At 58.7% G+C, this 15,004-nt stretch carries 13 protein-coding genes; 4 read left to right on the top strand and 9 right to left on the bottom strand.

What is annotated here, in order from left to right; all coding sequences use genetic code 11:
• The first annotated feature begins 147 nt into the window (after nt 1–147).
• Entirely contained in the window at nt 148–933 is a 786-nt protein-coding gene (locus PSJE_RS14090) for an IclR family transcriptional regulator (RefSeq protein ID WP_090453134.1), read from the top strand.
• A 3-nt stretch (nt 934–936) separates the two neighbouring features.
• Here the strand turns inward: PSJE_RS14090 and PSJE_RS14085 are convergent, their stop codons facing one another.
• The 4 genes from PSJE_RS14085 to PSJE_RS14070 all read right to left on the bottom strand — a co-directional run bounded on the left by PSJE_RS14085 (nt 937) and on the right by PSJE_RS14070 (nt 7,673).
• Nucleotides 937–1,626, bottom strand: a complete 690-nt coding sequence (locus PSJE_RS14085; protein ID WP_090453132.1) for a hypothetical protein — start codon at nt 1,624–1,626, stop codon at nt 937–939.
• Nucleotides 1,627–1,797: 171 nt separating this feature from the next.
• Nucleotides 1,798–4,344, bottom strand: a complete 2,547-nt coding sequence (locus PSJE_RS14080) for a LuxR C-terminal-related transcriptional regulator (RefSeq protein WP_090453130.1) — start codon at nt 4,342–4,344, stop codon at nt 1,798–1,800.
• Nucleotides 4,345–4,485: 141 nt separating this feature from the next.
• Entirely contained in the window at nt 4,486–5,856 is a 1,371-nt protein-coding gene (locus PSJE_RS14075; RefSeq protein ID WP_090453129.1) for a DUF1329 domain-containing protein, read from the bottom strand.
• 23 nt (nt 5,857–5,879) lie between these two features.
• Nucleotides 5,880–7,673, bottom strand: coding sequence for a DUF1302 domain-containing protein (locus PSJE_RS14070; RefSeq protein ID WP_090453127.1), 1,794 nt, complete (start codon nt 7,671–7,673; stop codon nt 5,880–5,882).
• A gap of 579 nt (nt 7,674–8,252) precedes the next feature.
• On the opposite strand from PSJE_RS14070, the gene PSJE_RS14065 reads away from it, so the two are divergent.
• Nucleotides 8,253–9,023 carry an N-acetylmuramoyl-L-alanine amidase gene (locus PSJE_RS14065; protein ID WP_090453125.1) on the top strand — a complete coding sequence of 257 codons (771 nt, stop codon included), beginning with the start codon at nt 8,253–8,255 and terminating at the stop codon, nt 9,021–9,023.
• A gap of 74 nt (nt 9,024–9,097) precedes the next feature.
• On the opposite strand, the gene PSJE_RS14060 is transcribed toward PSJE_RS14065, so the two are convergent.
• From PSJE_RS14060 to PSJE_RS14045, 4 genes are all read right to left on the bottom strand, one after another.
• Complete coding sequence (locus PSJE_RS14060) at nt 9,098–10,009, bottom strand: SDR family oxidoreductase (RefSeq protein ID WP_090453123.1); 912 nt, start codon at nt 10,007–10,009, stop codon at nt 9,098–9,100.
• 286 nt (nt 10,010–10,295) lie between these two features.
• A complete protein-coding gene (locus tag PSJE_RS14055) occupies nt 10,296–11,198 on the bottom strand; it encodes an alpha/beta fold hydrolase (protein WP_057716393.1) in 903 nt (300 codons plus the stop codon).
• Nucleotides 11,198–11,980, bottom strand: coding sequence for a class II aldolase/adducin family protein (locus tag PSJE_RS14050; protein ID WP_090453121.1), 783 nt, complete (start codon nt 11,978–11,980; stop codon nt 11,198–11,200). The genes PSJE_RS14055 and PSJE_RS14050 overlap by 1 nt, the downstream gene beginning before the upstream one ends.
• Nucleotides 11,981–12,171: 191 nt before the next feature.
• Complete coding sequence (locus PSJE_RS14045) at nt 12,172–12,627, bottom strand: flavodoxin (protein ID WP_090453119.1); 456 nt, start codon at nt 12,625–12,627, stop codon at nt 12,172–12,174.
• A gap of 102 nt (nt 12,628–12,729) precedes the next feature.
• Here PSJE_RS14045 and PSJE_RS14040 point away from each other — a divergent pair, with 102 nt between their 5' ends.
• Complete coding sequence (locus tag PSJE_RS14040) at nt 12,730–13,206, top strand: PAS domain-containing protein (RefSeq protein WP_090453117.1); 477 nt, start codon at nt 12,730–12,732, stop codon at nt 13,204–13,206.
• Between the two features lie 54 nt (nt 13,207–13,260).
• Nucleotides 13,261–13,866: a hypothetical protein gene (locus PSJE_RS14035; protein ID WP_057716397.1), complete on the top strand. Its 606-nt coding sequence runs from the start codon at nt 13,261–13,263 to the stop codon at nt 13,864–13,866.
• Nucleotides 13,867–13,869: 3 nt separating this feature from the next.
• On the opposite strand, the gene PSJE_RS14030 is transcribed toward PSJE_RS14035, so the two are convergent.
• The gene (locus PSJE_RS14030; RefSeq protein ID WP_090453115.1) at nt 13,870–14,829 is read right to left on the bottom strand and encodes a MerR family transcriptional regulator; all 960 of its coding nucleotides are present in this window, start codon (nt 14,827–14,829) and stop codon (nt 13,870–13,872) included.
• Between the last annotated feature and the right edge of the window lie 175 nt (nt 14,830–15,004).

The raw sequence follows: 15,004 nt of genomic DNA, 5'->3' as shown, positions 1-15,004 counted from the left end.
AGTCGGCAGTGGCCGCTCGCTCTGTTGCAGAGGTCGAGGCACGCCTGGGTTGTTTTTATCGTAATTTGATTACGCATAACGTAATTTGATTGGTATTGACCGTCAAGCTATAAAGACGCCCATTCGTCACGGGATCACAGCACCACCATGGAAAAGACCAGCGACAGCAACGGCAAACAGAAAGTCCGCTCGGCCGAGGTTGGCACCGACATCCTCAAGGCTCTGGCCGAGTTGTCGCCTTCGACTTCGCTGTCGCGCCTGGCCGAACACGTGCAGATGCCGGCGAGCAAGGTTCATCGCTATTTGCAGGCCTTGATCGCCAGCGGATTCGCCGAACAGAACGCCGCCACCAACCATTACGGCCTGGGCCGCGAAGCCCTGCGCGTAGGGTTGGCGGCACTCAACAGTATGGACGTGCTGAAAGTCGCCGCCCTGCCCCTGGCTGAACTGCGCGATGACTTGAACGAAACCTGTTTCCTGGCGGTGTGGGGCAATCAGGGCGCGACCGTGGTGCATATCGAACCGGCGGTGCGTGCGGTGACGGTGGTGACACAACTGGGCTCGGTGTTGCCCTTGCTCAGTTCCTCGACGGGACTGGTGTTTGGCGCCTACCTGCCTGCGCGTGAAACCGTGGATCTGCGTGAACAGGAACTGCAAAACGTTACCGCCCACGCCTTGGCGGATGATCAGGCCTACGCAACGATGTGCGATCAGATCCGCCATCGGGGCCTGCATCATGTGCATGGACTCTTGATGCCCGGAGTGGATGCCTTGTCGGCACCGGTGTTCAACGCCATGGGCAGGATCACGGCAGTACTGACCGTGGTCGGGCCGACCTCGCTGTTTCATGCCGATGAAAACGGCCCGGCGGCGCAGCGGTTACTGGCTGCGACGCGGGCCGTCAGTTGGAGAATGGGCTACGAAAGTCCCTGAGTATCAGATCAGGAAATCCGGAGCAATTTCGATTACAAGGTCACTGATGTCCTTGATCGTCAGTTGCGGATGCAAATCAGATTCCCGGGAACTGTAGGCGATCGAATAAACACCCAGTCCTTCGCCGTGATAGTAAGGAATTTCATCATGTTGAAAATGAGCAAAGATATCTTCGGCCAGACTTCTGGATTGAAGTATCTTTCGCCCGTCCGACTCAGTCACAAAGCTGGTCAAGTACACATTATCAATATTGATTTCCGGGATCTGATACTTTAACGCTGCGTGGACCTGCTCGATACCAGAAACCTTGACCGAGCGTTTTGAGAGGTTGATTGAGGGCGCATCGGTCAACCAACGGACGGTATCCATTACTATTTCTTCAAACTCTAGCAAATCCAGCCCTTTAACCTGATACTCCGGCTCGAAAGAATAACGCCGTTTGAAGATTCCATTGATAACCTGGACATAAGTAGGCAGCGACTCTCTCTCAACCCACTCCAGCGTTTCATCGAATAACGTCCTGGACTCAATGACGTCGGCGTCAATACTCTCACCCAACGTATTCAGATAGGTCGTGAACGGGTTGATCCCGAGTTTCCCCAGGCGTTCAACCAACAGCACCTCGACGGCGAAATCCGCACGAATACGCTTCAATAGAACAATTTTACTGGTAGAAAAAAAACTGTCACTCATACAGACTTCCTGTCACGTTAAAGAACCGAGCATCCTGCTCGAACTGTCGCTCAACATACTGACATCGCAAACACTTGCTTGTTTGTCAGCGCCGACGACCATACTAATCAACACAGTTATTTATGCACGCGACCATATGTTTGAATTCATTTCCCGACTAAAAACCAACAACTACCAGGCCTGCATTATCAATCCCAACTTCTTTGCCATGGCAACTGCCTGTGTACGCCGTTCCACACCCAACTTGCTGTGAATGCGCCGGGCATGGGTTTTCACCGTATGCAGCGAAATGAACAGCTGCTCGGCAATTTGCTGATTGGAATTACCCTGGGCAATCAGGCCGAGCACTTCCAGCTCCCGACAACTTAGCAGGCTGGCATCCAGGGCCAGCGCGGTCACCGTCTCCTCGCCTTGTAAACGACAGATCAGGTTCGGCTGGCGCAAGTTCAAATCACGTAATGCCTGTTGTCCCTGACAACGCTTGACCAACGCCAGCCCGGCCTCCAGCGCTGCGTGAGCCGTGTCCGGCTCACCCGTCAGGTCCGCCACTTCGCAGATTGCCAATTGCAGCTCCGTTTCCAGCGCCAGCATGGCGTGTTGTTGCGCGTGTTCGAGTAACGCCCTGAGTCGATCCAGTGGACGTTGCACCAGTTGCAGTTGAGTCTCGGCCAACACCAACTGGTATTCGATACGCGCAATCAGTTGCAGCGTGGCCGGCGGTGCCTGGCGCGCGTTGGCCCCACGATAATGACGCAAGACCCGGGTCAGCGCTTCCCGGGCCAGCTCCGGGCGCCCTTGTTGCAGCCAGAAATGACTGCTGATTTGCAGCAGTACCCCGCGATACACCGTGTCGGGGATCTGCCGTTGCTGCATCAACCGTTCGGCCTCGCGCAGACGATCAAATGCATGGGCGTAATCACGTTGGTTGGCCGCCAGTTGCGCCTGCCCGAGAAACCCGTACAGGACATGCTTGTCCTGACTGTGGAGGCAGTCATCGAGGCCCGCCTGGAAACATTCACCGGCCAATTCATCCTGGCCCCGGCACAAGGCCAAGCGCCCACGCCGCAGGGCGATTCGTCCCAGCAGCGGCGTCGGTCGATCAGCCTGCCGTCCGAGCATTTCATGGATGTCGGCCAGCAACTGCCCTGCTCGCCGCGGTGCGCCACGCTGCTCCAGCAACTGCGCATGATCGAGTTCGAGCAAGCCTTCAAACAGCAACGAGCCTTGCGCCCGCGCCAGGCACAGGGCATCACGATTGAAGGCCTGGGCGGCATCGAGGTCGGCGTTGAGCAGCGCTTGCTGGGTCAGCCCGGACAGACACAACAATCGTGCGGGCCACGCCTCGGCCGCCAGTTCGTCCAGCGCCTCGATAAAATGCGCCCGTGCCGCCGGCAGGCGTCCCTGCAAATGCAGCAACCAACCCTGTTGCGCCTGCCAACGCGCCAGCAGTTGGCGTTGCAAGGATGCCGTCGGTTGCGGGGCAAATCGGGACAGTTGCCCAATGCAGGCAGCCGCCTGCTCGAAACGCCCGGCAAACAGCAACGCCGCGGTGATCAACCCCACCCGTTGCGGCGTGCCCAGGGTCAACTGTTCACCCAGCTGCTCGTGCAGTTTAAGTAACCAGCTGACGTTCTGACGCTTGAACAGATGCTCAAAACTGAAGTGTTGCAACAGGCTGACCGCGACCTCGTGCTCTTGCGCCAGCAACGCCTGCTCGAAGGCACCCTGCCAGTCTTCTTCGGCGCTGAACCATTGGCACGCGCGGCGATGCCAGGATCGCCCGGCCGGGGTCGGTTCTTCACGCATCTCCCGGGCCAGTGGTTCGAAGACCCGCAACCACTCGACGGAGTCTTCCCAGGGTTCAATGAAGCAGCCCATGTCCTGCAACGCGTGCAACCACTGTGCGCCCTCACCCGTGCCGAAAAGATGCTCGCACAAGCTGGCGTTGAAGCGTGGCAGATGAACCAACACCTTCCAGACCTCAACCAACTCCGATGGCAAGGTGTTGAACAACTCGTGTTGCAGATAATCGAGCAATGTCGCCGAACGCCCCTGCTCACCCGACCACGGACAACCATTGAGCAATGCGATCCGCACGCCAGCGCACCAGCCACCACTGCGCTGAGCCACCCTTTTGGCGGTTTGTGCCGCCAGGCTCGGCTCGACATGACCGAGCAACTGCCCGACCTCGGCCTCGGTAAACGCCAGCGTCCGGCCTTCGCACTCGTACAACTCATCATCGAGCAGCAGCCGCGGCCAGTTGCAGGGTGGTCGTCGACGGGAGCTCAGCCACCAGGTCAGCGCCGGGCTGTCGACGGCCAACAGGCGATCGAGCATCCGGTCGAGTTCCGGATTGGGTGCTCGACAGTAATCATCGATAAACAGCCAGGTCGGTGCCTGTAATCGGGCCAGATGCGCCAACAGCCCGGGCTCATCCGTCGAGGGCAGACCCAGCGCTTGCGTCAGGCGCAATAGTAAATCGGCTGCACTCAACGACGCCCCCGTCAGCGGCAGCCAACAGATCCGAGCGTGCTCCGGCGCCCGCAGCAGGCATTCGGCAAGCAACGCGCTCTTGCCACTACCGGCCGGTGCGCAAAGCAACTTCACCCGAGCGGTCGAAACCAGCATGGGCTCGATCAGTCGCTCGCGGGACAGATGATGGGACGACAGTCGGGGCAGGAAGCCAGGGCGGTCCAGACAGTGCGTCATTGCAGTCATTGTGGTGCGCCTTTTTTATAATTCTGGCGCCACCCTAGCCCCCTCCCGAGCGCTTGTTGAAGAAGTATTCAACACACTGATCGACCGCTATAAAAAAGGTGACCGCAAAGTCACCCTTTTGTGTAAGACCCTGTAGGAAACCTACCTGACTCCCGTGCTCCGCAAGGCTGCTGGAGTGTAGTCCCCCGCTTTTGCATCGATATTGAATTCGAAGCTGCGTTTCTCTTCGTTCTTCATTCCCAGGGCGATATAGCGACCGGCGATCAAGTCATAGAGCGCCTCGACGGTGTAGGCCGGCACCTGGTGATCGTAGTAGAACTGAGCATGCCCTTCGGCGACGCGCCAGAGTTGACCACGCCCGTCGTAGTGGTCGGCCAGCGCCACTTGCCAGCTGTCTTCGTCGATGTACATGTGGCGCTTGGCGTACACGTGACGCTCGCTCGGCTTGACCGTGGCGACGACTTCCCAGACACGGTGCAACTCGTAGCGGGTCAGGTCCTGATTGATGTGCCCGGCCTTGATCACATCGGTGTACTTGAGGTTGGGCGAGTCGAGCTTGTAGCTGTTGTAGGGAATGTACATCTCCTTCTTGCCGATCAGTTTCCAATCGTAGCGATCCGGCGCGCCGGAAAACATGTCGAAGTTATCGGTAGTTCGCAGGCCGTCGGATGAGGTGCCGACACCGTCATAAGCGACCTGCGGCGCACGCCGTACCCGGCGCTGGCCAGCGTTGTAGATCCAGGCCTTGCGCGGTTCCTTGACCTGGTCGAGGGTCTCGTGGACCAGCAACACGTTGCCCGCCAGCCGCGCCGGCGCGGTCACTTCCTGCTTGAAGTAGTTGAGGACGTTATCGTCGCTGCCCGGTTTCAGATCGCTGAGCAACGACGGCACGGCGACTTCGTCCTTGAAGCGGATCACCGTGAAGTCGCCATTGGACTGCGGTGTTGCCTGGGTGATGGTGCGTCGCAGATTGCCGCCGTGGTAACGAGTGACATGGTTCCAGATCACTTCCACGCCATTCTTCGGAATCGGGAATGCGTAGTAGCGATTACCAGTGAAGTTGGCCAGACCGTTACCCTCGTTGATCGGTGTTACGTTCAGCGCACTGCGCTTGGCCGACTCATAGATTTCTGCCGGTAACGCCACGGTGCGATGGCTCGGGTAGACCGGAATCTTGTAGGTCTCTGGATAGCGTTTGAACATTGCGATCTGGCCGTCGGAGAGCTTGTCATTGTACTTGTCGACGGTCGCCGCGGTGATCACGAACAACGGCTTTTCGTTGGCGAACGGGTCGGCCAGGAAACCTTTGCTGTCCACCGCGCCAGCGTTTTTCGGGATGCCGCCGGTCCAGGCCGGAATCGAGCCATCGGCATTGCCGGCCTTCTCGGCACCGAGCGGTGTAAGGCTGGTGCCGAGCGTGTTGGCTTCTTGCGGCGACACCGCCGCCATCACGTTGGCGGCCAGCAGACTCAGGGCCAGAACGGTGCCCAATTGCAGAATCATCTTGCGCATTGAATTCATCCTTTTCAGCCAGATCAGAAGTTCACACCAAAGCTCAACGCCACGAAGTCACGGTCGGTGAGGACGTTGTAGTCGCCGCCGAAAAAGTCGGTGTAACTGAGGCTGGCGGTATAGGTGTTGCGATAGTCCGCATCGACTCCGAGGCTGACGGCCTTGGCGCCTTCGTTGAACAGACCGTTGGGACCAAAGCCTGCGACGTCGTGGGACCATGAGAGGTTGGGCCTGAAGTTGATCCCGGCCATGAGGTTGTTGTAGTCGAGGATGGCCCGGGCGCGATAACCCCATGAAGTCGAAGTCACGAAGCCGTCGGTATCGCCACCGAATCCATACTGGCCATACACCGAGTCGCGGCCGTAGCGCAGTTTGGTGCGTGCTTCCAGACCACCGACCCGAACCACCGCCGCCTCGCCTACCAGGGTCAGGCGATCTGCACCCGCGACCTGATCGATGAAGTGCGTCAGGGTGCTCTGGATCTGCGTCACCTCCTTGCGGCGATAGCCTTTGTTGTCGGCCCCCGGTGACGTGGCAATGGGCGATGCTGCTCCGCCCGCGATAGGGTTGAGCAAGGCCAGGGTCAGGTCATTGGTGTTGACCTGCACCGGGGCGTTGGGACGGTAGCTGATTTCCCCGCTCCACGCGGTGCCGGTGGATAACGTGGTGGCGAAGCTGGCGCCGTAGAGGCGGATGTCCTCCGGGTATTCGAGGTAATACTGGCCGCGACCGAGCATCACACTTTGGGCCAGGCCCGAACCGCTGCCGGGGGCGATGCGGTTGGCGGTGGCAACGATTCCCGGAATGCTTGCCAGCGTACCGGGGCCGGCGGTGGTGGTCCCGACATTCGGTGAACGGCTGTGGTAGTTCATGAAGTACAGGCCGTACTCGGTGTCGTCCCCCAGCCAGCGCAGCGCCGTACCCCACTGCCCGGAATCCCGGGCATCGCGGTCACCACCACGGGGAACGATCACCCCCTCCTTGCTGACCTCGAAGCCCTGGCCAAAGGCAGCCGCAATCGGCTGCAAGGGTGCAATGGCCGGGCTGGCGACGGTGTAGCCCTTGTTGCAGCCGTCCGCCACCACATCGACACCAAAGAAAGTGCCGCAATTATCGACGACCGTCTGGTCCCATTCCAGTTGATAGAAGCCTTCCACGGTCAGCTTTTCCGTCAGCCCCTGGGAGGCGAACAACATGTTGACCGGGATCAGGCCTTCCTTGATCTCGGCGCCAGGACGACGGAACGCGGACACGTCGACCGGATTGATGCTGTTGATAGAGTTGCCGATGAACGTGCTCTCCCCCCAACTGACCACCTGCTTGCCGGCGCGGACCGTGCCCGGCAAATCGGCGAGGGAGTAGTTGTGATAGACGAAAGCGTCGAGGATTTGTCCGCCTGAAGACTTGGCGCCTTCTTTGCGATTGTGATCGCTGATGTCCTTGAAGGGGCGGCTTTCATCCTTGAGTTCAAAGTCGTACCAGTACTTGCCTCGCACAAACGCACCGGTGTCGCCGTACTTCAGTTCGAGGTCGTGAATACCCTTGAAGATCTTCGAGAAGGTTTCACCTTTCTTGAAATTCAATCGCCCGTCGTCACCGGTCGAAGACTGGCCGGAGCCGCCGTTGACGATGCCCACCAGGGATTTATCCGCATCACGCATGCCCCAGCTCGCGCCGACCGACAACGAGGAGTCGAATGTCCCCTCGATCTCCCCGATGTTGAATGAAAGGGCCTGCGCCTGGGCGCAACAGCCTAATGCGACTGCAACCGCCAGCGCCTGCGGTGTGAAGATGGCGCGCATTGTTGTTTTTGTCATGCGTCTTCCCCGGTGAGTGACAGAAGGCCTCACCCTACTGCCGGGCACCGGGGTCGATAAGCGCACCAAGGAGGTATTCGTGGTGTACCTCTAAAGGATGACCGGCACAGACGACGAGCACCCGAATCCTGACTGTTGCCGGGGCTGCAACAGTGCATGTCGGGAATTGGTGTTTTTCCTACAGCGCCGAGGGCTTATTCTTACCTCACTGTCACAGTAAACCACCGCAGGCACCCTGTACCCGCCTGCGCCGTGACTGAGAGACTTCAGATGAATCGAGGATTCGGTTCGTCACCCTGTGTTCACTGACGTTGATTTGTAGCTCCTGATCCAACGTCTTACTTTGGCCGCTGCGTTTGCAGCGGCCTTTTTTATGGGCGATGGTTTTTGATCATTAACGGCTGCCAGTCAGTGACTCCGGAGTATCCAGGCAAAGCTTCGCATACCTACTTTTCTTTCAGAAAGTACCTACAAGCATAGGTAAACACCAAAAGCACTCAAGTCTTTAAGTTGAACAGCAAGTCGGCGAACGACTTTTATCTTCGTCCGACTTCAAACCTACTTATTGCGAGTGCAACCATGAAATCCATCAACTACAACCGGTATCGCTCAACCAGAAGTTTCAACAGTCGAATACGCTTTCTGATTCTTCACTACACGGCCGCTGACTTTGCGAGTTCTGTCAGTGCCCTGACTGGCCCCAATGTCAGCGCGCATTATCTGGTTCCAGATATCACGGACCCCAGTTACCTGAAGGCCGGCCATACCGGGCAGGAAGTTTTCAGCCTGGTGGATGAAACCTATCGCGCGTGGCACGCAGGTGTCAGTCAGTGGGGTAGCCGCAGCAATCTGAACGATACGTCCATCGGCATTGAAATCGTCAACCTGGCGACCGACAACAAGGGCGAATTCACCTTTCCGCCGTATCACCCCGAGCAGATTGCTGCGATTGAACAACTGGCACTGAATATCCTCATGCGCTACCCGGATATCACGCCGACGCAGGTTCTGGGCCACTCCGATGTTTCGATCGGCCGCAAAAGTGACCCGGGGCCGATGTTTCCCTGGCGGGAGCTTTACTTGAAAGGCGTCGGCGCCTGGTTCGATGAAACCACTCGGGACGAGTATCTGCGCCAATACAACACATCGGGGGTTCCAGCCCGAAGCGAATTGCTGGGGCTGTTCAAATCCTATGGGTACGATGTTTCGGGAGCGTCTACGGAAGGCGGTTTTCAACAATTGGTGCGGGCATTCCAGATGCATTTTCGCCCGGAAAACTTCGATGGAAAAATGGACGCGCAAACAGCCGCCAACCTGAAGGCGCTGGTCGTCAAATACTTTCCCGGCTGACCATTGGCAAACGGCTTTGCAGCCGACAAATGCAACAACCGGCAAGGTCAGTCAATGTGACCTTGCCGGTGGTATCAAAGCGTATATTTCTGCAAATTCCCCATCATTTCCTTCAGCGCTTCGATGTTGTCCTTCGGATGCGCCGCGCCCTCGAAGTCGCAGATCTGCTGCCAGTGCGCCGCCACGTCTTCCGGGGAGAAGCCGGCCCGTGGATCGAAACCGATGCCGAGGCTGCGCTCCCAGCGGACCTTGCCCATCCAGCCGCCGCCGACTTCGAACAGACCGGAGGTTTCCTGACAGTTCTCGCTGGCCAGGTACACCACCAGCGGGCTGACCAGTTCGGGCTTGAGCTGTTCGAAGACTTGCGGCGGGATCAGGCCTTCGGTCATGCGCGTGCCGCCGGTGGGGGCGATGGCGTTGACCAGGATGTTGTTCTTGCGGCCTTCGATGGCCAGGGTGCGGGTCAGGCCATAGAGGCCGAGCTTGGCCATGCCGTAGTTGGACTGGCCGAAGTTGCCATAGATGCCCGAGGTCGACGCGGTGAAAATCACCCGGCCGTAATTCTGCTCGTGCATGTGCGGCCAGGCGGCGCGGGTGACTTTGTAGGCACCTTCGACGTGGACGCGGTAAACCAGGTCCCAGTCGGCGTCATCCATTTTGTGGAAGGTCTTGTCCCGCAGGATCCCGGCATTGTTGACCACCACGTCGACGCGACCGAAGACGTCCAGGGCGTGCTGGACCAGTTTGTCACCGTCAGTGACCGAATCGTGGTTGGCTTCGGCAATGCCGCCGGCCTCGCGAATCTCCGCGACCACGCGGTCGGCGGCCGAGGCATTGGCGCCTTCGCCCTGGGCCGAGCCGCCAAGATCGTTGACCAGCACCCTGGCGCCCTGTTTGGCGAACAACAGTGCATGCGTCCGTCCCAGGCCGCCACCGGCTCCGGTGATGATCACGACTTTATCTTCGAAGCGCACAGACTCATTCATGGGGGGGACTCCAGCAGGCCAAGGGACAGTGAGTCCGAGTTTCAGGCACGGCGCAGCGGGTCACAATGAACACGGGAGAGGCTGAATGGTGCGCGATAAGGCAGGGGGATGATTGAAAGAGAAACAGGCATGAACCCTGTGGCGAGGGGGCTTGCCCCCGCTCGGCTGCAAAGCAGTCGTAAACCGGCTAAACGCGTTATACCTGAATCACTGCGCCGTATGGTTTGGGGCCGCTGCGCAGCCCAACGGGGGCAAGCCCCCTCGCCACAACAGTTCACCTTAAGGTTCAGGAACACGCCACCTTGCGCGGCGGCAAGAGCAATTGATCGCGAAACGCCAGGTAGTGCTTGAGCACCTCGCAGGGCGCCTCGATCTGCGGGTAGTGGCCAATGTCGGGCAACACTACCGTGTCCGCCTCCGGGATCAACTCCCGGTATCGCTCGACCATGTGCACGCCGGAGACTGGATCGACCCCGCCATCGATCACTCGCAGCGGCACTTCACCGCGTTGCATCGCGCTCACCCAGCGGTCGCGCCAGACGCGTCGCTCCGGGATGTAGCCGATCAATTTGTGCATGATCCGTGGCCCCTGATGGCTTTCGACCAGACTCCAGAAATCATCCATCTGGCTTTCACTGGGACGGGTTTGCGGACCGAAAATCTGCCGAAAGCTTCTTACCAGGCCATCACGGCTGAAGGCGCGGCCGATCATCCAGCCCAAAGGGCTGAGCAAGAGTTTTTGCATCAGTACCGGGCGGTGGGTTTCCGGAAACAACCCGCCATTGAGAAACACGCAACTGGCCAGCTCCACCCGCGATTCGTAATGCCGGGCCAGCAGTTCCTGAGCCACGCTGTCGCCGTAATCGTGGGCGAGCAGGTGCACTGGCTGCTCGACATTCAGGTGTTCAAGCAGTGCCTGCTGCAGATCCGCTTGCTCCAGCAGGCTGTATTCGTGATTCGCCGGTTTGGCCGAATCGCCGAAGCCCAGCATGTCGCAAGCGATCACGCGAAAGCGCTGGGCCAATGGCTGCCACAGGTAATGCCAGTCCCAACTGGCAGATGGAAAGCCGTGAATGAGCAACAGCGGCTCACCCTGGCCTGCTGCCCAGTAGCGGATGCTCTGGCCACGGAATACGAACGTCTGGCTGCGTTTGCGCCAGACACACAAGGGGATCTCGGCGAGCTCCATCAGAGTTTATAACCCGGGTCCAGTTTATCGAGTTTGCGCAGCAGTGCCGGCCAGGCCAGCGCTCCGCCCATTCCTTGAGCACTTCGGGTGACACCCGCGATCATGGCTTTGGCGCCGGCCAGAATCTGCGGTTCGATGGCGATCAGTTCAGCGGCACCGTTTTGCGCCATGACCTGAATGTCGCAGGCACGCTGAAAGGTGAACATCATCAGGAACGTATCGGCGATGGTGCTGCCGCAGGTCAGCAGGCCGTGGTTATGCAACATCAGGAAATTGTTTTCACCGAGGTCGGCCTGTAGCCGCACTTTCTCTTCATGGTTGAGCGCCACGCCTTCGTAGGCGTGGTAGGCCAGACTGGAAAGCACGAACAACGACTGTTGGCTGATCGGCAAAACACCCTGCTTCTGCGCCGACACCGCCACCCCCGAAGCCGTGTGGGTGTGGAGCACGCAGACGACATCGTGACGGGCTTCATGCACGGCACTGTGGATGGTGTAACCCGCCGGATTGATCTCGTAAGGACTGTCCATCAACTTGTTGCCGGCCTGATCCACCTTGACCAGGCTCGACGCGGTAATTTCGTGAAACATCAACCCGAACGGGTTGATCAGGAAATCTTCGGTGCCAGGCACCTTGGCGGAGATATGGGTGAAGATCAGGTCATCCCAGCCATGTTGGGCGACCAGGCGATAACAGGCTGCCAGGTCGACGCGGGTCTGCCACTCGGCAGCACTGACCTTGTCTTTGACACTGGGTGGCGATTGGACGGAAGGGACAGTCACGGCAAGGAGCCTCGGTGTTTTTATTATGGAGTGTTTCCTATGTCCACCGAGTCTAGTCAGCCCTTGAGGTTCGTGTAGTTGCATTGGCAGCCAGCTTGATGGCCCAGCGAGTCAGCCGCCCTGCCGTCCTGGTTCCATGTCAAACGACCGGCGCCAGCAGGGGTCTGACAGGCATAGGGCCGGGGCAACGCTCAGTCGCGCAGTGCGCTGATCAGGTCCGCCAGCCAAGGCTCGGCGTCCGTCTCTGGGGTCACCGTTTCGCTGGCATCCAGGCGCAGCATCGGCAGCACTTCGCGAATGCCAAGTTCAGCGAACAATTCGCGCATCTGCTCGCCGCCGCCACAAAAAGTATCGCCATAACTCGCATCGCCCAATCCGATCACCGCGCCCGGCAAACCGCGCCAGGCTGCTGGCAATTGATCACGAATGGTCGAATACAGCGGCTGCAGGTTGTCCGGCAGCTCACCCATGCCGGTGGTCGAGGTCACCGCCAGAAAGGCTTCAGGGCCAAACGCCTGGACGTCGGCGAGGGTCGCACGCGGGTTGTGCCAGGTTTCGAAACCGGCGGCGTTCAACAGGCTGGCGGCGTGGCGGGCAACTTCTTCGGCCGTGCCGTACACCGAGCCGGAAATGATGGCGACTTTCATCGATCTGATCCTGAATCCGAGTGAAAGACCCGGATATTAACACCACGGTTGTGATTATTCTTTTAGAATGCAATTGACAATCAATCAGGAAAGGATACTCCGATGATTAATGCACAACTGCTGCAAATGGTGATCAACGCCTCCAACGACGGTATCGTGATTGCCGAAAAGGAAGGCGATCAGGACAAGATCCTCATTTACGTCAACCCCGCGTTCGAACGCCTGACGGGGTACTCCAGTGAAGAAATCCTCTATCAGGATTGTCGCTTCCTGCAGTCGGGGGACCGCGATCAGCAAGCGCTGCCGCTGATTCGCGATGCATTGAACCGTGAAGGAACCTGCCGGGAAATACTGCGTAACTACCGCAAGGACGGCACGCCGTTCTGGAACGAGCTGTCCCTTTCAACGGTGAAAAATCCAGCGGACGGGCAAACCTATTTTGTCGGCGTACAGAAAGACGTCACTGTGCAGATCAAGGCGCAACAGCGCGTGGCACAGCTGGAGAGGCAGTTGGCTGAACTCCAGGCCGAGCTTGCTGAGCTAAAGGCGACGAACGGCGCAAACGAAACTCAGAATTAATGGTCAGTAATTACAATCACCAATGACTTTGTAACTACATCTTTCGAGCTGGCCATGCAACGCGACGCGCTCCTGACCCAGGATGAGCTGGATTTCATCCAGACCATGCAACACAACCCGCAACTCAATGTGCGGGACGCAACGTCGAGCCTTCTCGTCAACGGTGGGTCGCAAATCCGTGACCTGCTCACCCGCCTGGCGGCCCATGAGCAGGTCACCATTCAAGCCAGCTTCGAAAACCAGCAAATGACCTTTCCCCTGCACTTGGTGGAAGACGAGTTCCATGCGCTGCATTTGCGCCTCGGCGTGCCCAGCATCTACGAAGACGGGCCGATGGTCCGGCCTTGGCGCCTGGTACTGGATGAACCGGTAGCGCTGGAAAACGCCAAGGGTCAACCCGGCACCCTGTGGGTACACGAAGTGTCGTGCAAAGGGGTTTTGCTGGAAGCTCGCAACAGGACCAAACCACCGAAGCATTTCGCCTTGTGGTTCAGCCCCTCAGGCTACGAGCGGATTGCCTTGCGCGGTACTTTCGAGAAAGAAAACGAACAGGGCTTCTACGCCTATCAACTGAGCCTGAGCGATACCGATGAAGCCGAGCGTCTGCGCCAGTTCATCCTGCAACAGCATCGTTTGACTCATCCCGCGCTGCATCTCTGAACGTCAAGTATCCAGAGTACCCGCCAGGAACTGCTTCAGACGCTGGCTCATGACCTCCCCTTCATTGCCCAGGCAACCGATCGATGACCCGGCCAGGCTTTCCTGTGCCAGGTCAGAAGCATCGCCGGCCAACAACAATCGGCACTCCAGACTCATGGCCAGGCGATTCAGACGCCGCGGCAACTCGGGAGCCGGCACATGATTGGAAAACAGCACCAGAGCCAGGGGCTTGATCCTTTCACACATCAGCGCCAGTTCCTCGAATGGCTGGCCCATGTTCAGTACGCGAACGGCCAATGGCCCGGAACTCAGGAACAGGGCGGCGACCAATAGTTCCAGTTCCCGGCAATTGCCATCCAGAGCACAGATGACCACGCGACGCGGCTGTTTTTCGCGCATCAACAACAGACGCTGCAACACCCGGGAACGCAAAAAGCCATCCAGGAACAGCCACTCGCTGGTGCCGCCGAACTGCTCCTGGCGTTGCAACAACCGCTTCCAGACGGGCATCAGAATGCCCTGGAACACCACCGGCAGGGAGTAGCTGGAAAAGACTTGCCCGTAGAGCTCCTCCAGCCGAAGCTCGTCAAACCCGTTGACCGCAACATGAATCTGCTGCCGCCACTGCGCGTAATCGGCTTCCACGAGGTTGTTGGGGATGATATGCGACAACGCCTGGAGTGGCTCGGTCCTGGCCAGGATCTTGCCGATCCTGCTGACGGCAACCCCGCGCTCGATCCAGCCGAGAATGCTATGGACACGCTCAATATCGGACATCGAATACAGTCGATGCCCACTGTCGGTGCGTGTTGGAACAATCAGGCCATATCGTCGCTCCCAGGCTCGAAGCGTGACCGGGTTGACACCTGTCAGTCGCGCCACCTCGCGAATGGGAAAGAGCTCTTCCTGTTCGAGAGCGACGGCCTGCGTGGAGCCTGAAGCGACGTCTGTAAATATGGGCATCCTGTTGAAACATCCTTGTATCGTCCAAGGCGTATTCTAACGCCCCTGCCCCGTAAAGTTTCCGTAAAAAATTCCATGCCGCGAACGAGCGAAAAACGCCGCAGACGCGATTGACTGAATCAGGAATAATCCTTGCTTGTTTCGAGTCGCAGCCCACCACCCCGGCGCTGTGCCT

Source organism: Pseudomonas jessenii, assembly GCF_002236115.1.
Lineage (GTDB): Bacteria > Pseudomonadota > Gammaproteobacteria > Pseudomonadales > Pseudomonadaceae > Aquipseudomonas > Aquipseudomonas jessenii.
This window is presented reverse-complemented; position numbering and strand designations above follow the sequence as displayed.